Consider the following 22,639-nt stretch of genomic DNA (forward strand, 5'->3'; position numbering starts at 1 on the left):
TGCGCAAAGGTTTGCGAATACCCCGGCCCGACACTCAAGTATTCCCCCGCGACGCCGATCCATTGGCACCAGCGTCCCGGAAGAGGGCGCGATTCCCCGTTCATAGGAAGCGGGTGGTCAGCGTGATCAGGACGATCCCGGCCTCTTGCCAGGAGCTCTCCCATGTCTCAACCGCGTGCCCGTATCGCCTCGCAGCTCGGCATCGCCCTCGCCATCGTGCTGGCGCTGGTGATCACCGGCAGTACCCTGTTCGCCCTGCGTTCGCTGGACGACGCCAACCTCACCACCCGCCAGGCCCACCTGGGCAGCGAAGCGCGGCTGCTGGCCGACCAGCTGGACACCTTCCACGGGTCGCTCAGGGACAACACCCAGCGCCTCAGCGGGCTGTTCGAGCGCCGCTTCGCCACGGGCCTGGCCCTGCATGCGGGCGAGACGGTCAGCGTGGCCGGAGTCGCCACCCCGGCGCTGTACCTGGGCGAACACTTGCTGAACAACGATTTCCGCCAGGTCGACGAGTTCCAGCAGATGACCGCCGGGGTCGCCACCCTGTTCGTGCGCAGCGGCGACGACTTCGTGCGCATCAGCACCTCGCTGACCAAGCAGGACGGCAGCCGCGCCATCGGCACCCAGCTCGACCGCCAGCACCCGGCCTACGCCAAGCTGATGGCCGGGCAGACCTACGTCGGCCGCGCCGTGCTGTTCGAGCGCAACTACATGACCCGCTACGTGCCTGTCAGCGACGGCAGCGGCCGGGTGATCGCGGTGCTGTTCGTCGGCTTCGACTATACCGACGCGCAGAACGCCCAGTTCGCCAACCTCAAGCGCTTCCGCATTGGCCAGACCGGCTCGCTGGCGCTGCTCGACGAGCAGGGCAAGTGGCTGGTGCCGCCGGCCGAGGTGCGTGACGGCGAGGCCGCGGCCCAGGCCATCAAAGGCCTCAAGGCCGGCGAGGGGCGCTTCTGGGAGAGCGCCGGCGTGCCGCAGTTCAGTGTCGTCATGCCGTTCGCCGAGGGCCCATGGACCGTGGTGGCGAGCATGCCGCAGGCAGAAATCAGCGAGGTGACCTGGAGTGTCGGCCTGCGCCTGGCCATCGGCAGCCTGCTGGCCATGTTGCTGGCCGTGGTCGCCACGCTCTGGCTGCTGCGCCGCAAGCTGCGCCCGCTGGGCGACCTGGTGCGCCAGGCCGAGGCGCTGGGGGCCGGCAACCTCGATGCCCGCCTGAGCGTCACCAGCCATGACGAGATCGGCCAGCTGGCGCGCGGGTTCAACCAGATGGCCGATGCCCTGGCAACCATGGTCGAGCATATCCGCGAGGCCTCGGAGCAAGTCAGCGGCCGCGCCCGTTCGCTGTCGGGCCTGTCGTCCGGAGCCTGCGAGGGCATGGAGCAGCAGTCCGGCGAGATCACCAGCATGGCCGGCGCGGTGGAAGAGTTCAGCGCCACGTCGATGAACATCGCCGACAACATGGCCGGCACCGAACGCATGGCCCGCGACAACGCCCAGCAGACCCGCATCGGCCGCAATGCCATGGACCAAGCCTCGGCCTCGCTCAAGCAGATTGCCCAGGCGCTGGGCGGTACCGCGACGGTCATGGACACCCTGGGTGCCCGTTCGCAGGAGATCGGCGGTATCGTCGGGGTGATCACCGCGATCGCCGAACAGACCAACCTGCTGGCGCTCAACGCCGCCATCGAGGCGGCGCGTGCCGGCGAGCAGGGCCGTGGCTTTGCCGTGGTGGCCGACGAGGTGCGTGGCCTGGCCGCGCGCACCCGCCAGGCCACCGATGAGATCTCCGGGATGATCGCCAGCATCCAGCAGCAGACCGGCCATGCCATCAGCACCCTGGAGCAGGGCAACCAGTTGATGCAGGAAGGTCTGGCGCGCAACGACAAGGTGGCCGAGGCCCTGGCGCGCATCGACGAGCAGAGCCGTACGGCGGGTGAGCAGTTCGCGGTGATCAGCACGGCGACCCAGGAGCAGAGCAGCACCGCGACGGTGCTCAGCCGGAATCTGCAGAGCATCGCCCAGGCCAACAGTGAACAGCGTGATGTGGCCAATGAGCTTGCCATGACGGCGCGGGAACTGGAGGGGCTGGCGGGGCAGTTGCGCCAGGAAGTGGATCGGTTCCGAGTCAGGTAACAGCGGTTGTCTGTACCGGCCTCTTCGCGGGTAAACCCGCTCCCACAGGGACTCTGCAAGCACGGCAACCTGTGGGAGCGGGTTTACCCGCGAAGGGCCGCAAGGCGGCCCCGGGATCTCGAACCCTACATCGCTCCCAGATCCAACGCCTGCGCACACGCCTGCAACGACCTGCGCTCGCTCTGCGCATACAACCCCAGCTCATCCTCCACCTTGAGCCCCAGCGCCGCCTCGAATGCCTCGCGGTTGGCATTGCTGCCGTACTCGGCCTGGCCTTCGTCGCCCAGGTTGGATTGGAAGATCCCCGCCGCGCTCACCGGCAGGAAATCCTCGTACACCAGCGCCTCGTAATGCACGTGGCCAGCGTCGATCAGCCCTTGCAGGGTGGTCGGGCGATCCGCCTGGCCGCGTGCGGCCAGGCCCTTCTCGGTCGCGAAGTAGCGGAAGTACGCCAGCCCCTGTTCGCGCATCTGCGCCAGGTCATCCGGGAACTCGGCGAACTGCGCCTCCAGCAGCGCCTTGTAGCGTTCGGCATTGGCCTCGGCCGGTACGCCGCCCAGGGCGGCGCGAGTGGCGTCGAGCAGGCGGTCGTACAGCTGGCGGCCCTTGGGCGTCAGCGCCGCGCCGCGCTGTTCGATCTCGCCGAAGCGCGCCGTGTGGCTGCCCTGGGCATCGCTGAAGGCGACCTTTTCCTGCAATGCCTTGAAGCTGGTTTGCCGCAACAGGATCGGGTGGCGACGGGTGGGCGGGCCTTCGACCACGGCCTTGGGCGGTATGCCCTTGGCCGGCATGCCGACCTGGATCGCGTCGATGTCCAGGGTGCGCGGGGTCAGGTGGTTGATGTGCGGGCCCTTGAACGCCACCACGTCGGCGATCAGGCGGTGCTGATCGTGCAACTGCTGGTACTGCTCGGCGGTGACCGTGGCGTCCTGGTGCCAGCGGAAGGTGTGCAGGGCTTCGTTGACGAAGCGCTCGGCGTCGCTCGCGTTCAGGCCGCCGTCGCGTTCGCACTGGGCAATCAGCTCCAGCGCGCGCGGGGTGAAGATCTGCCGTTGGCTGAGGATGCTCTGGGCCAGTTCGCGCAATTGCGGGTTGTCGATCAGCTCCAGGCGCAGCAGCGAGGTGAATACACGGAACGGGCTGACGTGCAGCGACTGTTCGTGCACTGCGCGAAAGGCGGTGGAATGCACCGGCACACCGGCCGAACTGAGGTCGTAGTAGCCGACCGGGTGCATGCCCATCACCGCGAACAGCCGGGCGATCGTGGCGAGTTCTTCGGCGGTGCCGACACGGATGGCGCCGTGGCGCTCCTGGTCGAGGCGCTCGATCTCGCCGGTCCAGCGCAGGGCCTCGGCCACCTTGGGCTGCTCGGCCATCACCCGCTGGTTGATCTCGCTCACCAGCTCAAGCAGCGTGCCGTACAGGGGCACTTCCTGTTTGTACATGAGCGACATGGCGGCAGAGAACTGCGCGCGGATGCTGTCGGGGCTGACGAAATCGTGGGCGGGCATCGCAAGCTTCCTGGTTAGGTTCGGACGCTTACATGAAAGCTGGGAATGGAGTTGCCATACAAGCGAAAAAAAGTGAGTGTTTCATTCCTTTTTTGATCGACCTTCAAGGCCCTATCGCGGGGCAAGCCCGCTCCCACGCTGTGTCAGACCGTGGGAGCGGGCTTGCCCCGCGATGGCGTCAGACCTGCTCCTTGATCCACTCCACCAACGCCCGCACCTTCGGCACTTCCGCCGCATGCTCGGCATAGGCCAGGTAATGCGCGCCACTGCTCTTCATCGCATGGTCCCAGGCCATCACCAGGCTGCCCTCGGCCAGTTCCCTGGCCACCAGATAGCGCGGCACCAACGCCACCCCACACCCCGACTGTGCCGCGCTCAACGCCATATAGAACGTATCGAAACGCGGCCCGTGGTAGCTGTTGTCGGTGTGCAGCCCCTGTTCCAGGAACCACTCATGCCACGCCTCCGGGCGTGAGGCGCTCTGCAGCAGCACCAGGTCTGCCAGCGCACCCGCGTCCGGCAGCGTGCGCCCCTGCAGCAACTCTGGCGCGCACACCGGCACCACCTCCTCGCCGAACAGCTCCACGCAGGTCGCCCCCGGCCAGGTGCCCTGGCCGTAAAAGAACACCACGTCCGCCGAGCCTTGCAGCAAGGCGAACGGCTCCATCTCGTTGCGGATGTCCAGGTGGATGTTCGGGTGGCGCTTGCCGAAGCCTTTCAGGTGCGGGATCAGCCAGCGCACGCCAAAACTCGGTTGAGTGGCTACCTTGAGTACTTCGGTCTGCGTGCCGTAGGTCTGCACGTAGCGGCTGGACATGTCGACCTGGGTGAGGATCTTGTTGACCTCGGCCAGGTACAACGAGCCTGCGGGGGTGAGCTGCAGGCGCCGGCGGATGCGCAGGAACAGGTGGTGGCGCAGCATCTCCTCCAGTTGCGCGACCTGCTTGCTGACCGCGCTCTGGGTCAGGTGCAGCTCTTCGGCGGCGCGGGTGAAGCTCAGGTGGCGCGCCGCTGCCTCGAAACACTGCAGGGCGGTCATGGACGGTACCAGGCGTTTGGACATAGCGGTCTCTGCGGCTCGAATCATTACCTGCCGGAATGATATGCGGAATAAAGGTCGTTTGTTGCACTTGTGTAATCGGATTAATACTGACCCACGTCATTTTCCAACCCTTCACACGATGAAAGGAGAAGCACAATGGTTGCTGGATTGCTCGAGCGCCTTGGCGTTGCCGCCACGGCTTACACCCAGGGCGACTACCCTGTTCACACCCCGATCGACGGCAGCCAGATCGCCTCGGTGAAACTGCTCGGCAAGGCCGACACCATTGCCCGCATCGACCAGGCCCAGCAGGCCTTCGAAGCCTGGCGCAGCGTGCCGGCCCCGCGCCGTGGCGAGCTGGTGCGCCTGTTCGGTGAAGTGCTGCGCGAACACAAGGCCGACCTCGGCGAGCTGGTCTCGATCGAAGCCGGCAAGATCACCCAGGAAGGCCTGGGCGAAGTGCAGGAAATGATCGACATCTGCGACTTCGCCGTCGGCCTGTCGCGCCAGCTGTACGGCCTGACCATCGCCTCCGAGCGCCCGGGCCACCACATGCGTGAATCCTGGCACCCGCTGGGCGTGGTCGGCGTGATCAGTGCCTTCAACTTCCCGGTCGCCGTGTGGGCGTGGAACACCGCGCTGGCCCTGGTGGCCGGTAACTCGGTGGTGTGGAAGCCGTCCGAGAAGACCCCGCTCACCGCCCTGGCCTGCCAGGCGCTGTTCGAAAAAGCCCTGAAAGCCTTCGGCGATGCGCCGGCCGGCCTGAGCCAGCTGGTGATCGGTGGCCGCGAAGCCGGTGAAGCCCTGGTCGACGACCCGCGCGTTCCGCTGGTCAGCGCCACCGGCAGTACCCGCATGGGCCGTGAAGTAGGCCCACGTGTGGCAGCACGCTTCGGCCGCAGCATCCTCGAACTGGGTGGCAACAACGCCATGATCCTCGCCCCGAGCGCAGACCTGGACCTAGCCGTGCGCGGCATCCTGTTCTCCGCCGTGGGCACCGCCGGCCAGCGCTGCACCACCCTGCGCCGCCTGATCGTGCACCGTTCGATCAAGGATGAAGTGGTTGCCCGGGTCAAGGCCGCCTACGCCAAAGTGCGCATCGGCGACCCACGCAAGGACAACCTGGTCGGCCCGCTGATCGACAAGCTGTCGTTCGATGCCATGCAAGGCGCGCTGGCCAAGGCCCGCGACGAAGGCGGCCAGGTATTCGGTGGCGAGCGTCAGCTGGCCGAGCAGTACCCGAACGCCTACTACGTGACCCCGGCCATCGCCGAGATGCCGGCCCAGAGCGACGTGGTGCGCCACGAAACCTTCGCGCCGATCCTCTACGTGCTGGCCTACGACGACTTCGAAGAGGCCCTGCGCCTGAACAACGAAGTGCCGCAGGGCCTGTCGTCGTGCATCTTCACCACCGACATTCGCGAGGCCGAGCGCTTCCAGAGTGCCTCGGGCAGCGACTGCGGCATCGCCAACGTCAACATCGGCACCAGCGGCGCCGAGATCGGCGGGGCGTTCGGTGGCGAGAAAGAGACCGGCGGTGGCCGTGAGTCCGGCTCCGATGCCTGGAAAGGCTACATGCGTCGCCAGACGAACACCGTGAACTACTCGCGCGAGCTGCCGCTGGCGCAGGGTATCGTGTTCGACTGATGGATTGATGCTGCATGGCCGGGGGCTATGCCCCCGGTTCGCGGCACAAGGCCGCTCCTACACAGGCATCGCGATCTCCTGTAGGAGCGGCCTTGTGCCGCGAATGGGCTGCAAAGCAGCCCCAATAAGAACAAATTGCTGGAGCCGGGCCATGTCCGAACTGCGTCAAGAATGTCTGTGGGAACACGTCACCCAGCCGGCCGTCGCCGCCCAGGCCCTGGCCGGCGAGCACAAGGCCGATGTCTGCGTGATCGGCGGCGGCATCACCGGGCTGTCCGCGGCGATCCACCTGCTGGAGCAGGGCAAGTCGGTGATCCTGCTGGAGGCCTGGAAGATCGGCCACGGCGGTTCCGGGCGCAACGTCGGCCTGGTCAACGCCGGCACCTGGATCCGACCCGATGATGTCGAGGCCACCCTCGGCCACAAGCAGGGCAGCCGCCTGAACAAAGTGCTGGGCGAGGCACCGGGTGAGGTGTTCGCCATGATCGAGCGCCTTGGCATCGACTGCCAGGCTCAGCACAAAGGCACCCTGCACATGGCGCACAACGCCACCGGCATCGCAGACCTCGAAGCCCGCCACCAGCAATGGTCGCGCCGTGGCGCCGATGTCGAGCTGCTGACCGGCGCGCAATGCCAGGAATACTGCGGTACCGACAAAATCTCCGCCGCGCTGCTTGACCGCCGCGCCGGCACCATCAACCCCATGGGCTATACCCAGGGCCTGGCGGGCGCCGTGGCCCGCCTGGGCGGCAAGCTGTTCCAGCAATCCGCTGTCGAGGGCCTGGAGCGCGACGGCGACGCCTGGCGGGTGAAGACCGCGCGCGGCGCGGTGCGCGCCGACAAGGTGGTGATCTCCACCGGCGCCTACACCGAAGGCGACTGGAGCAACCTGCAGAAGCAGTTCTTCCGTGGCTACTACTACCAGGTGGCCTCCAAGCCCTTGCACGGCGCGGCCGCCGACAAGGTCCTGCGCCATGGCCAGGGCTCGTGGGACACCCGCACCGTGCTCAGCAGCATCCGCCGCGACGACCAGGGCCGCCTGCTGCTCGGCAGCCTTGGCCGGGTCGACAACAAGCCTGCGTGGTTCGTGCGCAGCTGGGCTGACCGCATCCAGAGCCACTACTACCCCGAGCTGGGCAAGGTCGAGTGGGAAATGCACTGGACCGGCTGCATCGACTTCACCCCCGACCACCTGATGCGCCTGTTCGAGCCGGCGCCGGGGCTGGTGGCGGTGACTGGCTACAACGGCCGTGGCAACACCACCGGCACGGTGATCGGCCGGGCGTTCGCCGAGTTCCTGCTCAAGGACGATCCGGACAGCCTGCCGATCCCGTTCTCGCCGATGAAACCGGTGAGTGCGCCGTCGTTGCGCACGGCGTTCTATGAATCGGGGTTCTCGCTGTATCACGCCGGGCAGTGCCTGCGCGTGGTGCTGTAACCCGCAAGCAGGGTTGCCCAACGACAAAAAGCCGCGTCCCTGGGGGGCGCGGCTTTTTGTCGTTGGGCGGGGTCAGCTGAGCAGGTTCTTCACATTGTTCATCGCCTCATCGGCAAAGCCCTGCAGGAATGCCTGGAAGCCTGGCAGCGCTTCGGGCCCGCCTTGCTGGGGCTCGGCCTGGATGGTCCAGGTGGCGCGGCTGTGGCCGGCATCGAGCGCCTCCACGGCCATCGCCGCCCACAGGTTGCCGATGTTCAGGCTGGTGTAGATCAGGCTCCAGGTCATGTGCATGGCCTGCTCATCACGGGCGTTGAGCTGTTCGATCACCACGTTGCCGTCCTTGAACAGCTTCTTGCGCACCGAGCGTACGCCGCTGCCGGTCATGTCGATGTGCGCCAGCGCCGGGATGAACACCGGGAAGCCGGCGAAGTTGCCGACGATGTTCCAGACGCTGGCGGCGGGCGCGGCGATGTCCACGCTGGACACCACCCGGCAGCCTTCGGGGTTGCGGATCAGGGTATCGGGCTTGAGTGCTTGCATGTCGTGTTGCTCCGGTTGTGGGTGAAGGTCAGATGAAGCCGATGTCGGCCAGGTAGCGGCAGCCCCGGCGCAGCAGCGCCGGGCTCTTGCTCGGGTAATGGCTACCCATGCGCCGCACCCCGGCGCGGGCGTTGTCGTGGGCGATGCCGCCGATGTCGCCGATGTCTTCGCCGAAGCCGTCCAGGTAGAAACCGAGGACGTCATACAGCGCGTTGTCGCGGTCGATCCTGCGCAGGCGCTGTTGCCAGTGCTCGACGCTGACCAGCTCGAAGGCATGGCCCTGCTCGCGGAACGACGCCAGGTAATCGCTCCAGCGCAGCGGCTCGGGGTTGTGCAGGTTGAACACGCATTCGCCGGGCTGGTGGCGGCTGCTGTGGAAGGCGATGAAACGGGCGAGGAAGTCCACCGGCATCAGGTCGAAATCGATCTCCAGACGCGGCACCTGGCCCAGCTGCAGCGAGCCCTTGAGCATCAGCATCAGGCGGTTGCTGTGGGGCTGGCAGACGCCGCTGCGGCTGTCGAAGGTGATGTTGCCGGGGCGGAACAGGTTGACCCACACCCCTTGCGCGCGGGCGCGCTGCAGGATGCGTTCGCCGACCCATTTGCTCAGGTTGTAGCCGTTGCGGATGTACAGCGGCGGCGTCGCCGCAGGCTCGGCTTCCAGCACCTGGCCGGCGTTGTCCACGGCGCTGCAGGCGGACAGGGTCGAGACGAAGTTGAAGATTTTCTTGCGCCGGCCCTCGCACAACTGCAGGCACTCGAACAGCGGCTCGATGTTGTCGGCGGCCAGCGCCTGGTAGTCGAGCACATGGTTGACCTGGGCTGCGTTGTGCAGCAGCGCGCCGTAGTGTTGGTCCAGGTAGTCGTAGTCGGCCTGGGTCAGCCCCAGGCGCGGCTGGCGCAGGTCGGCTTCGAACACCCGCACGCGGGCCATGTCCAGCGTCAGCTGGTTGTCACGCAGCGCCTGGGCGAAGCGTTGCTCAGCCGTGAGGCCGCCGGCGCTGCGCACCAGGCAGGCCACTTCGCTGGCGCCCCAGTCCAGCAGCGCCTCGACCAGGTGCACACCAACGAAGCTGTTGGCGCCGGTGACGATCACCTTGTGCACATCGCCCAGTCGTTCCACCGGCAGCACCCGCAGGCCCAGTTCGCGCTTCGCATCCTGTTCCGGGCGGGCCAGAGGGTCCTGCTGCACGGCCTCGACACCGTCGAGCAGCGCGCCCAGGCGTTGCACGGTCGGTTGCTCGATGAAGCGGTTGATCGCCACCCCCTGGCCGAAGCGTTCGCGCACTTCCAGCAGCAGGCGCGACAGCAGGATCGAGTGGCCCCCCAGGTTGAAGAAGCTGTCGTCGATGGCGATATCGGCCTGTGGCAGTTCCAGCAATTCGCTCCACACCTCGCGCAGCCGATGCTCGGTGGCGGTCTGCGGTTGCAGGTGCTGTTGCGCCGCCAGGGCCAGTGGCCGCTGCAGCAGCGCCTGGCGGTCGACCTTGCCATTGGCGGTGTAGGGCATCTGCTCCAGCACCTGGTAGAACATCGGGCGCATGTAGTCGGGCAGGCTGCTTTCGGCGTGCTCGCGCAGCAGTGCTTGGGCGTCGGTGCTTTGCGGGTGGGCGAGGAAGGCCAGCACCCGCCGCTGCGGGTCGATCACCACCGCCACCTGGGCGAACAGGCGGGCGTCGCGCAGGCAGTGTTCGATCTCCTCGGGCTCCACGCGAAAGCCGCGGATCTTCACCTGGTTGTCGCGTCGCCCGCACAGCTCGATGCCCTGGGCGGTCCATTTGCCGATATCGCCGGTACGGTAGGCCCTGAGCGAGCGGCCATCGGGCAGGCCCAGTTCGACAAAGCGCTCGGCCGTCAGCAGTGGATTGTTCAGGTAACCCAGCCCGACGCCGGGCCCGGCGATGTACAGCTCGCCGGGGGTCTGCTCCAGCACCGGGCGCAAGGCATCATCGAGGATCAGCACCTGGGTGTTGGCGATAGGCCGCCCGAGGTTGCGGTTGCTGTCATCCGGCGCCATCACCCGCGTGGTGGCCAGCACCGTGGTTTCCGTCGGGCCGTAGATGTTGTGCATCCGGCATTGCCCGGCCAGCCGTGCGATCACCTCGGGTTCGCAGACATCGCCCCCGGTGATCAGGTGCTTGAGCCCCAGGTGTTCGTCGCGCGGCAGGATGCTCAGCAGGGCCGGCGGCAGGAACGCATGGGTGATTTCCTGGCTGTGGATAAGTGCCAGCAGTTGCCGCGGGTCGCGGCGCTGGTCTTCGCTGGGCAGCACCAGTTCGGCAGCGCAGGCGAAGGTCGGCAGGATGTCCAGCAGGGAGGCGTCGAAGCCGATGGTGGAAAACTGCAGCACCCGGCTGTGCCGATCCAGCGCCACGTGCTCGCGGTACCAGGCCATGAAATGCATCAGGTTGCCCTGGCTGAGCAGCACGCCCTTCGGCTGGCCAGTGGTGCCGGAGGTGTAGATCGCCACGCAGGGTTGCCCGAGGTGCGCTTCGCGCAGTACCAGGCTCGGCAGCTCAGGGCCCTGCAAAGGTGCTATGTCACGCACGTCCAGGTGGGCGATGGCGGCAGGCAGCTGGCCGTCGTGCAGCAGCACGCAGGCGCCGGCATCGTCGAGGATGCGTTGGCGGCGCGCCGCTGGCGTGGCCGGGTCCAGCGGCAGGTAGATGGCGGCGCAGCCCAACACCGCCAGCAGGCTGGCGTAGAGCTCGGGCGACTTGCCCATGCACACCGCCACCACCGGCGGGGACGTGTCGCTGCCGGCCAGCAGTGGCAGCAGGGCTTGCTGGATGGCGGCTGTGCGGGCGTGCAGCTGGCGATAGCTATGGCGCTGGCCCGCGTAATGCAATGCCGAGGATGCGGCGTGCCGGCGCAGGCTCTGCTCCAGCTGCCCGACCAGGCTGCCCTGGGCGTGCTCCAGCAGGTCGGCGCGCAGCGCGCGGTTGAACGGATGCCGGTAGGCCAACGCCTCCAGCCAGCCCAGGCCGTGCTCCTGCTCGCAGGCGCCGGGGCTGACCGTCGGCGCCTCCTGCAGGTGCTGCGGGTTGCGGGCAAAGCGGGTGACGTGCAGGGCCAGTTGATCGCACAAGGCCTGCAAGGTGTCCTGATGCAGTTGCTGGCCATTGCCTGAATTCGGCGCTTGCACCGCCAGCCTGTCGATCAGGCGCTGGGCACTGGCACTGCCGCACCAACACAGGGTTTCCAGGTGCGGCAAGGTTTCACCCAGGCGGGCGCCCAGGCGCAGCCTGAGCAATGGCGTGCTGCCCAGTGCCTGCCAGTCGCCGCTGGCCAGGGCCAGGCTGCCGTCGTCCACCACCAGTGCGGTGGCGGGCGTCAGTTGCCGGCGCAGGGCCTGCGCGCTGTCCGCCGTGGCGGTGCCATGGCCATGTTCGTCGAGCAGGCGGGCAAAGGCGCCGATGGCGGGGCTGGTGCCCACCAGGAGTATGTCGAGGCGTCTCATGATCGGTTCCTCAGGGCAGGTAGTCGCGCAGCGCGTCCTGCACGCAGGCCGATTCGAGCATCGAGCTGCTGCGCAGGAAACGCAGGATGTTGCCCAGCAGCGGGTGCTGGTGGTTGATCGGGTAGGCCAGGCCCCGAGCCTCCTCGCGCAGGGCCTCGCGCACCGCCTCATCCACCGGCAGCGCGGCGATCAGGGCGAAGTCGAAGGCCTGCTGTATGTCGTTGGTCAGGTACTGGCCGAGGAACACCGGCAATACCTTGGCGATCGCTTGCCGTTCGGTCTCCGGCGCGGCCTGCCAGTAGATCCGTGTAAGGCGGGCCCAGAAGCTCGAATGACGGCCTTCGTCGAGCAGGTGGTCGGCCATCAGCCCCTTGACCGACGGCTTGACCGAATCATCCCGGGCGAACGCCGCGACATCGTCGGTCAGGGTGTTCTCGGCAATGCCCACGCACACCAGCTCCAGTGCGTCGCGCAATGCTTCGGGCACCTGCTCGAGCGCCGCCGGGATCGCCCGGCTGAGTTCGATTTCCTGTGGCAGGGCGATCGGCTCGATGCCGGTCAGGGCGATGGTCTGCTGCAGAAAGTCCATGGCCACCAGGGCGTGGTAGTCCTCGTCGACCACCACGGTCATCGCGTCGTAGCGGCAGGCGAACGGGAAGCGCACGGCGAAGCGATCCTTGGCGATGCGCCGGGCGGTCCGGTCGACGATCTCGGTCTCGAAGATCACCACGTCGTTGATGAACTTGTAGAGGCTCTGCACCAGCACGAAGTCGCGCAGCTGCGGGCACTCGCGCTGGAAAGTGGCGCCCAGCACCAGCGGCTGGCGGCTCAGGGGGTAGATCAGGCGCTGGTCGTCCTCTACCTGGCGCCGGGGCCGGGTGCGGATGGTCGCGCGTGCCTCCCAGGCGTCGGCGAAGGAGCGGTAGTCCACGGCGTTCATGGGCTGACCTCGGCGACCGGTGCCTGCAGCGCGGCGCGCAGGCGATCCCACAGGGCCATGCGGCTGTCCACGGCGGCGATGGCGGCGGCATGCACCTCCTCCTGGCGCACCGGGTCGTGTTCGACCAGGCGGGCCAGCAACTGCTCGGCGGCGGGGCCGTGGTCCTCGGAGTCGACTTCGATATGGCGCTGCAGGTAGTAACGGAAGGTCGGGGCCTGTTCGCTGCCAATGCCCCACTCGTCGAGGATCTGCTGGAACATGGTCGGGATGACGCTTTCCCGGCCATGCAGGAAGGCCGCGGCCACACGGTGGGCAGGCGCATGCAGGGCCACTTCGAGGGTATCGCGCACGAATCGCTGCGCGGCGTCGCTGGCTTCGCAGCGCACCAGGGCGCTGAGCGCATCGACGCCTTGTTGCTGCAGGCCGATGAAGCGCTCGATGGCCTGGGTGTTGGCGCCGACCTCGCGCATGGCGTCCAGGTACAGCTCGAAATGGCTGTAATGGCCGTGGTCGAGGCGGTCGTCCGACTCCTCGCCGAGCACGATCTCGTTGATCAGCCGCGCGGCGGCCGGGTCGGCAGGGGGCAGCCAGGGCAGGCTGACGCAGGTCAGTTCCTGCTGCAGGCGCTTGGTCAGCGACATGAAGTCCCATACCGCGAATACATGGGTTTCCATGAACCGTCGCAAGGTCGCCAGCGAGTCGATTTCACAAAACAGCGGGTGCTGGGAAAGTGCATGTTTTTTATGGTCGAGTGTGCGCTTCAATGTGCTCATGGAGGCTCCATTGGTTGTGGGTTTAAGTGTGGCGAGTTGTCCGTGCTCACCCTATTCAGGGCGAGCAAGTGCCCCGAACAAAGTTTCGCTGCAGATCAATAAGCCCAGGCCGCGTGAGATGTTGCGGGCTGCTGTTCACGGTGCCTCCGCGCTGTTGCACGGGGCGAGACAGAACTTAAAACAATGACAAAGTTTGCTGCAATTGTTTTTTTAATTATTTTAAAGTTTGAATATTTGCAAGTTGAGCGGGTGCGTTAAAACTTATTTGAAAGTTTTAATTTGGCAATAAGGTGCTCCTTCCGATAATTAACTATCAGAAAAACAAACAAGGAGTGAATGCTTCACTCGGAGCACTGATGAATGGGTGTTGAAGACGTTGAACTGTTAAGGGGCGGCTGATCGTGCTGCGGTCCTGGCCCCGGTGGCAGGCTCCTTCTGCGGGTGGAAGTGGCTGCAGGCGGCCAGGTCCGCTTGTAAATCAGCGGCCGCTGCAGTGTGTAGAGTGTGCTCAAAAGGCTGGCACCGCCATGGTCTGCGATGGACCTGGCGGTGCAGATACTGTGATCACGGGCGTGAAAAGCAGGTGGGGTCAGGCGAAACAGAGCAGCCCAAGGTGGGCATTGAGGATGCTGATCAGGCGTTGGTCGCCTGGCCGGCTGTGGGTCGGCAGCTCGACAAGCTCGAGCTCCCGGTGGGCAAGGCGCTGCCAACCCAGCATGGCGGCCAGCGTGCCGGGGGGATAGAACGCGGTCACCGGCACCTCGAGGTGCTCGGTTTGGCCACCCTCGGTGGCTTGAGGGCTGTCACAGCTGGAAACAAACAAGCGCCGGGTTTGCCCTGGGTGGCTGCGCTGTGCCAGGTAGGTCAGCGCCAGCGCCAGGTGTGCGGCTTCATCCTGGGCAAACAGGGCGTGGGGCTGAGCCAGGAAGGGTTGCAGTCGGCTGGCCAGGGTGCGGGCGAGCGCAGGGAGGGACTGCGGGGCGTCGAGCTCATCGGCGTGCACAGTGGCGCTGAGGTCGACGGCGACCAGTTCGATGGGGTCGCTCAAGGCATGGGACCAGGTGCGGTACTGGATAAGCTGCTGGCGATTGCTGGCCAGGCAGACCAGGCGAATACTGGGCAGTTGCGCGGGGGGCCTTGCCTGTGGAGTGTGCTCGTGCACGGGCGTTCCTCTTGCCGGACACCTGCCGCGGGATCAGCCGGCAGTTTGTCTGTCGAGGTATTTCCTGATGGTCCTGGCGGCATTGTTCAGGTGCGCTTCCAGCAGCCTGACGGCTTCGTCCACCAGTTTGTCGCTGGCGGCATCGGTCAGGGCGATGTGATCGTCCTGGGTGAGCTTGCCGAGCCCCATGGACGACAGGTGAAAGCGCAGGAAGCGTTCTTCTTCGTTGAGCTCGATTTCAATCAGGCGCAGCAGCTTCTGGTTGCCCGCCTTGCTGTAGAGCGTCATGTGGAACAGCCGGTTGAGGCGGCCGATCTCGGCGTGGCGGGTTTCGTTTTCCAGCTGTTGGATGTAACCCCGGGCCAGGGCAATGTCATCGGCGTCGAGCAGCGGAATCGACTGGCGCAGGGCCTCGGTCTCGAGGATGACGCGCAAGGCGTAGGTGTCCACGGCGTCTTCGCCGATCAGCGGTGCGACCACCGCGCCCTTGTGCATCACCACTTGCAGCAGCGACTGCGCTTCGAGCTGGCGCAGGGCTTCGCGTACCGGCATGCGGCTGACGCCGAACAACGAGGCCAGTTCCTGTTGGCGCAAGGCGGTACCTGGGGGCAGGCGCCCATCGAGGATGGCGCTGCGCAGGCGTTCTTCGATCACACTACGGGCCAGGTGCGCCGGGACTTGCTCGCTGCCCAGTACGGTGCTCAGCAGTTTGGGTTTCTCAGCCACGCGGGGTTTGCCTCGGCAACATGAAAATTGGATCCAATAACCCTAGTGAGGGAACGGGGGTCTTGTCAAACCGCTTGCTTGGCGAGGCCTGCAGCCGGTGAAGAAACGCGGGTATCGTGAAGCAAGTCGCAGGCCTTGGGAAGTCGGTGAAAAGACCGCGGTCCGTACGAAGCGGGTTTGCCGACGGCTGGCAAACGGGCCACAACCTGCCATTGTCTTTTGCCATACCTGCCCGCACCATCGCGGCTTCCAACTGATTCTGAACGGGTGTTCGCAGTGGCGATACCTTGGGCCATTACAAGGACTGTACGCCGAATCGGTGCTGCCGCACTGCTGGGCTGCCTGTTGCTGGGCGGTACCCAGGCGGACTGGGACTTCTCGCAGATCAGCAGCCGTGCCCAGGCCCTCTACGGGCCCCTCGGCGCAGGCCAGGGGCGCATCGACGCCTGGCAACGCCTGCTGGCGACCCAACAGCAGGGCAGCGAGTTGGGCCAGTTGCAGGCGGTCAACCTGTTCTTCAACACGCAGCTGCGTTATGTCGAGGATATCGACCTGTGGCGCGAAGTCGACTATTGGGCCACGCCGGTCCAGTCGCTGATCAAGGGCGCCGGCGACTGCGAAGACTACGCCATCGCCAAGTACTTCAGCCTGCGGCGCCTGGGCATTCCCGCCGACAAACTGCGCATCACTTACGTCAAGGCCCTGCGGCTGAACCGGGCACACATGGTCCTGACCTATTATTCAAGCCCACAGGCCCAGCCACTGGTGCTCGACAGCCTGATGGACGCGATCAAGCCGGCCAGCCAGCGTACTGACCTGTTGCCGGTGTACGCTTTCAACGGCGAGGGCTTGTGGCTGACGGGGGCGGGCGGCAACAAGAAAGTCGGCGATACCAAGCGCCTGTCGCGCTGGCAGGGGTTGCTGAAGAAAATGCAGGCCGAAGGGTTCCCGGCCGAGCCGGTTTACTGAAGGAGCACAGATGTCTCTGTTCAAACAATTGCTGCTTGCCATTTGCCTGCTCCTGACGGTCGCCTTCAGCGGCAGTTTCATGGTCAGCCTGGAGAGTTCGCGCAGCCAGTACATCAACCAGCTGCGCGCCCATGCCCAGGATGCCGCAACCGCTTTGGCGCTGGCGCTGACGCCGAACATCGACGACCCGGCAATGGTCGAGCTGATGGTCAGCTCGATTTTCGACAGCGGTTATTACGCCAGCATCAAGGTCATCGAGCAGGGCTCCAACGCCGTGCTGGTCGAGCGCCATGCCGTACCCGACAGCGCAGGTGTACCGGCCTGGTTCATCCAGCTGGCCAACCTGGAGCCGGCCGGTGGCGATGCGATCGTCAGCCGTGGCTGGCAGCAGGCGGCTCGGGTCGAAGTGATCAGCCATCCGATGTTCGCCCTGGCCAAGCTCTGGCAGAGCGCCCTGGGCAGCCTGGGCTGGCTGTTGCTGTGCGGCGTGCTGAGTGCGGCGCTTGGCGCGCTGTTGCTGCGCCGCCAACTGCGGCCGCTGGATTACATGGTGGCGCAGTCCCACGCCATTGCCCGGCGCGAATTCCTCAGCCTGCCAGAACTGCCGCGCACGCCTGAGCTGCGCCGGGTGGTGCAGGCGATGAACCAGATGGTCGAAAAGCTCGAAGCCTTGTTCCGCGAGCAGGCCGAGCGCAGCGAGCAGTTGCGCAATGAGGTCTACCAGGACAGCCTCACGGGGCTGGCCAACCGCCAATACTTCGAGATGCAGCTCAGTGCCCAGGTCAGCAACCTGGAGGAGGCCCGCGCCGGTTACTTGGTGCTGTTGCGGGTACAGGACCTCGCCGGCCTCAACGCCCGCCTGGGTGGCCCGCGCAGCGATCAGTTGCTGCAGGCGGTGGCTGAGCAGCTGCGTCGTGCCTGCGCCCGTTACCCGCAAACCCATGACCTGATCGCCCGCAGCCGCGGGGGCGAGTTCGCCGTGCTGGCGCCGGGCATGGTGCATGACGAGGCGATCGAGCTGGCCCAGGCCCTGGAAGCCAACCTGCAGAGCCTGCACGAGACCGGTGCCAGCGATGTTGCCCCGGTGGCCTGTATCGGCATGGTCAGCTTTGAGCCGGGTGATGAGCCACAAGCCCTGCTCTCGCAGGCCGATGAGGCCCTTGCCCGGGCCGAGAGCCAGGCCACGCCGAGCTGGATATGCCTGGAGCAGGGGTCGGCAGCCCAGGCCGTCGGCAGCCAGCAAGCCTGGCACAGCCGCCTGGACCAGGCCCTGAGCAAAGGGCAGTTCGAGCTGTTCTTCCAGCCGGTGGTGGATTGCCAGGCACCGCAACGCATCCTGCATTTCAAGGTGACCTCACGGCTGCAGGACGGTCAGGGCGAGCCGTTGGCCGCCGGGTGCTTCCTGCCCTGGCTGGAGCGCTTCGGCTGGATGGCGCGGCTCGATGCGCTGATGCTGGAGCGGGTACTCAAGCATCTGCCACGGCACCACGCGGCGCTGGCGCTGAACCTGTCAGCCGCGACCCTGGCCGATGCCCAGGCCTTGCAGCGCGTCTACGCGCTGTTGGGCCAGCACCGCGCACTGGGGCCGCGGCTGACCTTCGAAATTGGCGAAGAGCAGTTGCCCGAACAGGCCGTACTGGAGCAGTTCACCCGGCGCCTGCACGGCCTGGGTTTCAGCCTGGCCCTGCAGCGTTTTGGCGGGCGCTTCAGCATGATCGGCAACCTGGCCAACCTGGGCCTGGCGTATCTAAAGGTCGACGGTGGTTACATCCGCAACATCGACCACGAGCAGCACAAGCGCCTGTTCATCGAGGCCATCCAACGGGCGGCGCACAGCATCGACCTGCCACTGATCGCCGAACGGGTGGAAACCCAGGGGGAGTTGAAGGTGCTGTGCGAGATGGGCGTGCAGGGCATTCAGGGGCAGCGGGTGGGGCGGCCGGCGCCCTGGCGTTGAGCCCAGCGCCGGGCAGGGCGCTGGCAAGCCTCAGATCAGCCCGCCGTGCTCATCCTCCTCGATCAGGTTGTTCAGGCCACCCAGGGCCTTGCGCGCGCTGGAGCGGCTCAGCAGCTTGGCCTGGGCGCCTGGGGGCAGGTCGGTGATGCTGAACACGCCCTTGGCGGTCAGCACCTCGATCAGGTCCTCCAGTACCCGGATCATGTCCAGGTCGCTCTGCTTGAGCTGCTGCAGGCTGTTCTCGACGGCGTCCTCGGCGAGCCATGCCTGGACTTCCGCCTGGTCGGCGGACAGCATTTCCGTGTAGCCGTGATAGGGGGCTGCTTCTACCCGCAGCAACTGGCCGTCGGCGTCGCGTTGCACGTAGAACATGGCGTCGTCCCTCGTCATCAAGTTTCCTTTGGGTAGCCAGCAGCATAGGCAAAGTTCGCCGAGCGTGTCGGCCCGCGGGCACGGCACAGCCTCATATGCATATGCATTAACGGTATTTAAATTATTGTTCTTATGACTTTATAGTCACTGCCACTGCGTACCTGCCGACCAATCGGCGCGCCGCACGACTCGAACCCACACGGGCAATCCCCGTGCGTTTCTGATCGTTGCGCGCCTTGGAAGTCGCGCACTTGCGTGGGAGTGAACAATGCCAGCCGCCTCGAACGCCTTGTCGACCATCGACAGCGCCTTGCCGCAAACCTTCGAAGTCCGCCCGTTCGCAGGTACCGTCGGCGCCGAGATCGTCGGCCTCGACCTGACCCGACCGGTCAACGCCGAGGATTTCAACCGAATCCATCGCGCCCACCTGGACCACCACGTACTGGTGTTCCGCGACCAGCGCATCAGCCCCGAGCAACAGATCGCCTTCAGCCGCCGCTTCGGTGAACTGCAGATCCACGTGCTCAAACAGTTCCTGCTGGCCGGCCACCCCGAGATCCTGATCGTGTCCAACATCGTCGAGGGCGGTACCAACATCGGCCTGGGCGATGCCGGCAAGTTCTGGCACTCGGACCTGTCGTACAAGCCACTGCCGAGCCTGGGTTCGATGTTGCATGCCCAGGAGCTGCCCAGCGAGGGCGGCGACACCCTGTTCGCCGACATGCACAAGGCCTGGGACGCCGTACCCGATGCCCTGCGCAAGGTCATCAAGGGCCGTGACGCCGCCCACTCCTACACCGCGCGTTATGCCGAGACCAAGTTCGAAGGCAACTGGCGCCCGACCTTGAGCGCCGAGCAGTTGGCCCAGGTGCAGGAAGTCATCCACCCGGTGGTGCGCACCCACCCGGAGAACGGGCGCCAGGCGCTGTTCGTCAGCGAGGGCTTCACCACCCGCATCGTCGGCCTGCCCGATGACGAAAGCCGCGACGTGCTGCAGCAGCTGTACGCCCTGAGCGTGCTCGAACAGAACATCTACCGCCATCAGTGGCAGCCCCATGACCTGGTGTTCTGGGACAACCGCTCGCTGATCCACCTGGCCACCGGTTGCCCCGCGCACCTGCGGCGCAAGCTGTACCGCACCACCATCCAGGGCGATGCCCCGTACTGACGACTGAGGAAAAACATCATGCGCAAATCCATCAGCCGCCTGGCGGCAAGCATCGGCCTGGGCGCCAGTCTGGTTGTCGGCAGCCTCGCGGCGCCGAGCGTGGCCCACGCCGAGGGCAAGATCCGCATCGCCGAGCAGTTCGGCATCGTCTACCTGTTGCTCAACGTGGTACGCGACCAGCAACTGATCGAAAAGCACGGCAAGGAGCAGGGCATCGACATCGCCGTCGATTGGGCCCAACTCTCGGGCGGCGCGGCGATCAACGACGCCTTGCTGTCCGGCTCGGTGGACATCGCCGGCGCCGGCGTCGGCCCGCTGTTGACCGTGTGGGACCGCACCAAAGGCCGGCAGAACGTCAAGGCCGTGGCGTCGCTGGGCAACTTCCCGTACTACCTGGTCAGCAGCAACCCCAACGTGAAGACCATCGCCGACATCGGCGACAAGGACCGCATCGCCGTACCGGCGGTGGGTGTGTCGGTGCAGTCGCGCTTCCTGCAGTACGCCGCAGCCCAGCAATGGGGCGACAAGGAGTACAACCGCCTCGACAAGTACACCCTGGCCGTGCCGCACCCGGATGCCACCGCCGCGCTGCTGGCCGGCGGCACCGAGCTCAACGGGCACTTCTCCAACCCGCCGTTCCAGGACCAGGTGCTGGCCAACAAGAACGTCCACGTGGTGCTCAACAGCTATGACCTGCTCGGCCCCAATTCGCCGACCCTGCTGTTCGCCACCGAGAAATTCCGCAAGGACAACCCCAAGACCTACAAGGCCTTCGTCGATGCCCTGGCCGAAGCCGCCGACTTTGCCCAGAAAGACAAGGCGGCCGCCGCCGACACCTATATCCGCGTGACCAAGGCCAAGATCGACCGTGACGCACTGATCAAGCTGATCGACAACCCGCAGTACGAATTCACCGTGACCCCGAAGAACACCTACAAGCTGGCCGACTTCCTTTACCGCGTCGGTGCGATCAAGAACAAGCCGGCATCGTGGAAGGACTACTTCTTCCAGGATGAACGCCCGCTGCAGGGGAGCTGACCGACCATGACCGCCCCATTGCCAGGCCACACGGCCAGCAACCTGAGCCGTGTCGCCACCCCTCCGCTGCTGGCGGTGGACAACCTGAGCCTCGAATACCGCACCGCCCAGCGCGTGGTGCGGGCCACCCACCAGGTCAGTTTCGAAGTCGACCGCGCCGACCGCTTCGTGCTGCTCGGCCCCTCCGGCTGCGGCAAGTCCACCTTGCTCAAGGCCGTGGCCGGGTTCATCGAGCCCCGTGAAGGGCAGATCCTTTTGCAAGGCCAGCCGGTACGCGGGCCCGGGCCGGACCGTATCGTGGTGTTCCAGGAGTTCGACCAGTTACCGCCGTGGAAGACGGTGAAGCAGAACGTGATGTTCCCGCTGCTGGTGTCCGGCCAGCTCAAGCGCGCCGAGGCCGAGGAGCGCGCCTTGCACTATCTGGAAAAGGTCGGCCTGGCGGCGTTCGCCGATGCCTATCCGCACACCCTGTCCGGCGGCATGAAGGCCCGGGTGGCGATTGCCCGGGCGCTGGCGACCCAGCCGAAGATCCTGCTGATGGACGAGCCCTTTGCCGCGCTCGATGCCCTGACCCGCCGCAAGATGCAGGAAGAATTGCTGCTGTTGTGGGAAGAGGTGCGCTTCACCTTGCTGTTCGTCACCCACTCCATCGAAGAAGCGCTGGTGGTGGGCAACCGCATCCTGCTGCTGTCGCCGCACCCGGGCCGAGTGCGGGCCGAAGTGCACAGTCACCAGTACCACCTCGGCAGCCTGGGTGGCAGCGACTTCCAGGCCAGTGCCCGGCGCATCCACCGCTTGCTGTTCGACGAAGACGAGGCGCCGGCACAGGCCAGCGACCTTGGCTTCAACGATATCCGCATCGCCTACTGACAGGAGCCTTGGCATGACGACGACAGCTGTTCGCCAGGAATACGAAGTGCAACTGCAGCCCCTGCCCGGGGTGCCGCTGGAACGTGATCTGCCGCTGGCCCAGCGCCTGTGGCAGCAAGGCTGGCTGCGCAAGGCGATGATCCTGGTGCTGCTGGCCGGGGTGTGGGAGCTGGTGGCGCGCTTCACCGACAACGACCTGCTGTTGCCGAGCTTTGTGCAGACCGCTACGGCGTTGGGGGAGGGGCTGCTCAGCGGCGAAATATTCGCCAAGGTCGGCGTGTCGCTGGTGGTGCTGCTCAAGGGCTACGTACTGGGGATCGTCCTGGCCTTCGGCCTGACCAGCCTGGCGGTGTCGACCCAACTGGGGCGCGACTTGCTGGGCACCCTGACCTCGATGTTCAACCCGTTGCCGGCCATCGCCCTGCTGCCGCTGGCGCTGCTGTGGTTCGGGCTGGGCGACAACAGCCTGATCTTCGTGCTGGTGCATTCGGTGCTGTGGGCGCTGGCACTGAACACATACGCGGGCTTTCTCGGCGTGTCCGAAACCCTGCGCATGGCCGGGCGCAATTACGGCCTGCGCGGCTTGCGCCTGGTGCTGCATATCCTGGTGCCGGCGGCGCTGCCGTCGATCCTGTCGGGGCTGAAGATCGGCTGGGCCTTCGCCTGGCGCACCTTGATCGCCGCCGAGCTGGTGTTTGGCGCCAGCAGCGGTAAGGGCGGGTTGGGTTGGTACATCTTCCAGAACCGCAACGAGCTGTATACCGACAAGGTGTTCGCCGGGTTGGCGGTGGTGATCCTGATCGGGTTGCTGGTGGAAGGGCTGGTGTTCAATACCCTGGAGCGGCTGACCGTGCGGCGCTGGGGCATGCAGCGCTAGGCCTGCTGTG

The 22,639-nt window shown here is 66.0% G+C and carries 18 protein-coding genes; 9 read left to right on the forward strand and 9 right to left on the reverse strand.

The genetic code is table 11. From position 1 onward, the window contains the following. Positions 1-162 precede the first annotated feature (162 nt). Positions 163-2,139 (forward strand): methyl-accepting chemotaxis protein, encoded by a 1,977-nt coding sequence (locus DM373_RS02375; protein ID WP_110992025.1) that lies wholly within the window; start codon positions 163-165, stop codon positions 2,137-2,139. A 125-nt stretch (positions 2,140-2,264) separates the two neighbouring features. Here the strand turns inward: DM373_RS02375 and hglS are convergent, their stop codons facing one another. Both hglS and DM373_RS02385 read right to left on the reverse strand, forming a co-directional pair. After that, positions 2,265-3,650: a 2-oxoadipate dioxygenase/decarboxylase HglS gene (gene hglS, locus DM373_RS02380; RefSeq protein WP_110992026.1), complete on the reverse strand. Its 1,386-nt coding sequence runs from the start codon at positions 3,648-3,650 to the stop codon at positions 2,265-2,267. A gap of 178 nt (positions 3,651-3,828) precedes the next feature. Further along, positions 3,829-4,713, reverse strand: coding sequence for a LysR family transcriptional regulator (locus DM373_RS02385; RefSeq protein WP_110992027.1), 885 nt, complete (start codon positions 4,711-4,713; stop codon positions 3,829-3,831). Between the two features lie 135 nt (positions 4,714-4,848). On the opposite strand from DM373_RS02385, the gene amaB reads away from it, so the two are divergent. Beyond that, positions 4,849-6,339 carry an L-piperidine-6-carboxylate dehydrogenase gene (gene amaB / locus DM373_RS02390; protein WP_110992028.1) on the forward strand — a complete coding sequence of 497 codons (1,491 nt, stop codon included), beginning with the start codon at positions 4,849-4,851 and terminating at the stop codon, positions 6,337-6,339. 151 nt (positions 6,340-6,490) lie between these two features. Next, positions 6,491-7,777, forward strand: a complete 1,287-nt coding sequence (amaA, locus tag DM373_RS02395; RefSeq protein ID WP_110992029.1) for an L-pipecolate oxidase — start codon at positions 6,491-6,493, stop codon at positions 7,775-7,777. Positions 7,778-7,849: 72 nt separating this feature from the next. Here the strand turns inward: amaA and DM373_RS02400 are convergent, their stop codons facing one another. From DM373_RS02400 to DM373_RS02425, 6 genes are all read right to left on the reverse strand, one after another. Further along, the gene (locus tag DM373_RS02400; RefSeq protein ID WP_110992030.1) at positions 7,850-8,317 is read right to left on the reverse strand and encodes an SRPBCC family protein; all 468 of its coding nucleotides are present in this window, start codon (positions 8,315-8,317) and stop codon (positions 7,850-7,852) included. Positions 8,318-8,345: 28 nt separating this feature from the next. After that, positions 8,346-11,777, reverse strand: coding sequence for an amino acid adenylation domain-containing protein (locus DM373_RS02405; RefSeq protein WP_110992031.1), 3,432 nt, complete (start codon positions 11,775-11,777; stop codon positions 8,346-8,348). 10 nt (positions 11,778-11,787) lie between these two features. Next, the gene (locus tag DM373_RS02410) at positions 11,788-12,717 is read right to left on the reverse strand and encodes a diiron oxygenase (protein WP_110992032.1); all 930 of its coding nucleotides are present in this window, start codon (positions 12,715-12,717) and stop codon (positions 11,788-11,790) included. After that, positions 12,714-13,490 carry a DUF3050 domain-containing protein gene (locus tag DM373_RS02415; protein WP_110992033.1) on the reverse strand — a complete coding sequence of 259 codons (777 nt, stop codon included), beginning with the start codon at positions 13,488-13,490 and terminating at the stop codon, positions 12,714-12,716. The genes DM373_RS02410 and DM373_RS02415 overlap by 4 nt, the downstream gene beginning before the upstream one ends. A gap of 589 nt (positions 13,491-14,079) precedes the next feature. After that, positions 14,080-14,652, reverse strand: a complete 573-nt coding sequence (locus tag DM373_RS02420) for a hypothetical protein (RefSeq protein ID WP_110992034.1) — start codon at positions 14,650-14,652, stop codon at positions 14,080-14,082. 33 nt (positions 14,653-14,685) lie between these two features. Beyond that, complete coding sequence (locus DM373_RS02425) at positions 14,686-15,378, reverse strand: GntR family transcriptional regulator (protein ID WP_110992035.1); 693 nt, start codon at positions 15,376-15,378, stop codon at positions 14,686-14,688. Between the two features lie 276 nt (positions 15,379-15,654). Here DM373_RS02425 and lapG point away from each other — a divergent pair, with 276 nt between their 5' ends. Next, a complete protein-coding gene (gene lapG / locus DM373_RS02430) occupies positions 15,655-16,347 on the forward strand; it encodes a cysteine protease LapG (protein WP_110992138.1) in 693 nt (230 codons plus the stop codon). A 10-nt stretch (positions 16,348-16,357) separates the two neighbouring features. Continuing rightward, positions 16,358-18,304: a cyclic di-GMP receptor LapD gene (lapD, locus tag DM373_RS02435; RefSeq protein WP_110992036.1), complete on the forward strand. Its 1,947-nt coding sequence runs from the start codon at positions 16,358-16,360 to the stop codon at positions 18,302-18,304. 30 nt (positions 18,305-18,334) lie between these two features. On the opposite strand, the gene DM373_RS02440 is transcribed toward lapD, so the two are convergent. Beyond that, positions 18,335-18,676, reverse strand: a complete 342-nt coding sequence (locus tag DM373_RS02440; RefSeq protein WP_110992037.1) for a tryptophan synthase subunit beta — start codon at positions 18,674-18,676, stop codon at positions 18,335-18,337. A gap of 268 nt (positions 18,677-18,944) precedes the next feature. Here DM373_RS02440 and DM373_RS02445 point away from each other — a divergent pair, with 268 nt between their 5' ends. The 4 genes from DM373_RS02445 to DM373_RS02460 are packed head-to-tail and all read left to right on the forward strand — an operon-like array spanning position 18,945 to position 22,629. After that, a complete protein-coding gene (locus DM373_RS02445; RefSeq protein ID WP_110992038.1) occupies positions 18,945-19,844 on the forward strand; it encodes a TauD/TfdA dioxygenase family protein in 900 nt (299 codons plus the stop codon). Between the two features lie 18 nt (positions 19,845-19,862). Further along, positions 19,863-20,882, forward strand: coding sequence for an ABC transporter substrate-binding protein (locus tag DM373_RS02450; RefSeq protein WP_110992039.1), 1,020 nt, complete (start codon positions 19,863-19,865; stop codon positions 20,880-20,882). 6 nt (positions 20,883-20,888) lie between these two features. Next, positions 20,889-21,752, forward strand: a complete 864-nt coding sequence (locus tag DM373_RS02455; protein ID WP_110992040.1) for an ABC transporter ATP-binding protein — start codon at positions 20,889-20,891, stop codon at positions 21,750-21,752. Between the two features lie 13 nt (positions 21,753-21,765). After that, positions 21,766-22,629, forward strand: coding sequence for an ABC transporter permease (locus DM373_RS02460; protein WP_110992041.1), 864 nt, complete (start codon positions 21,766-21,768; stop codon positions 22,627-22,629). Positions 22,630-22,639 lie beyond the last annotated feature (10 nt).

It is taken from the genome of Pseudomonas sichuanensis, assembly GCF_003231305.1.
Lineage (GTDB): Bacteria > Pseudomonadota > Gammaproteobacteria > Pseudomonadales > Pseudomonadaceae > Aquipseudomonas > Aquipseudomonas sichuanensis.